The following is a 728-nucleotide window of genomic DNA, read 5'->3' on the forward strand; positions in this document are numbered from 1 at the left end:
GTGAATTGCTTCGCGACGCGAGCGGGAGTCGAAGCGTTCATTTCGAAGTTCGGCGGGGAATGGTTCGACCCGCGAGAGCGAGGGCGGGGCGTGAATGCTGACATGTGGCTGAAAGGGTCTAGCTTGCGGTCGCGAGGTGAAAGGCCATGATGACCAAGCCTTCACTGTCGCCGGCTCCTAGACCATATTTGAGGAGCTTCACTGCGGTCATCAATGTTGGCGGTTTTTTTGCGGAGATAACGCGGGGCGCGAAGCCGATTGCCGACCTGAACCGGATGCGCGATGAAATGGGTGATGTCCATGCAGTCAGTGCCAGAAAAAAGGGCCAGCTGAAGACGATCGGAACATAGAGACTACGAATTGCGACGATGGCAACGCAAAAGGCCCACCGGGTAGCATTGCGGTGGGCCCTCCGACGTCAACAGAAGCTTACGCTTTGTCGACAACCTTCTTGACTGCTTCTTTGGCTTCGCCCTTGGCCTGTTGCGCATCGCCCTTGGCTTCCTGCGCAATGCCCTTGGCCTGCATCTCACGGTCGTCGGTGGCTTTGCCTACGGCCTGACGGGCTTTGCCCGCGAATTCGTTTGCCTTACCGGAAACCTTGTCAGCTGTGCTGCCCATCGAATTTCTCCTTTTAGAAACTGAATTGTTTCAGTGAGATATCAACGGCGGTCGTACCAGATCGTTCCATGCCCGGACACTCGCTGCCGGCTTACGACGTCCAATCA

At 56.6% G+C, this 728-nt stretch carries 2 protein-coding genes; one reads left to right on the plus strand and one right to left on the minus strand.

The window, feature by feature from the left end; genetic code table 11:
- The first annotated feature begins 146 nt into the window (after positions 1-146).
- Positions 147-350 carry a hypothetical protein gene (locus tag AC1DIX_RS27455; protein WP_477328473.1) on the plus strand — a complete coding sequence of 68 codons (204 nt, stop codon included), beginning with the start codon at positions 147-149 and terminating at the stop codon, positions 348-350.
- Between the two features lie 79 nt (positions 351-429).
- On the opposite strand, the gene AC1DIX_RS27460 is transcribed toward AC1DIX_RS27455, so the two are convergent.
- Positions 430-621: a CsbD family protein gene (locus AC1DIX_RS27460; protein WP_477328475.1), complete on the minus strand. Its 192-nt coding sequence runs from the start codon at positions 619-621 to the stop codon at positions 430-432.
- Positions 622-728 lie beyond the last annotated feature (107 nt).

This window comes from Massilia sp. 05N420 (assembly GCF_056397205.1).

Coding starts and splice junctions, on each gene's coding strand:
- AC1DIX_RS27455 (WP_477328473.1), top strand. CDS start 147: ATGATGACCAAGCCTTCACTGTCGCCGGCTCCTAGACCATATTTGAGG.
- AC1DIX_RS27460 (WP_477328475.1), bottom strand. CDS start 621: ATGGGCAGCACAGCTGACAAGGTTTCCGGTAAGGCAAACGAATTCGCG.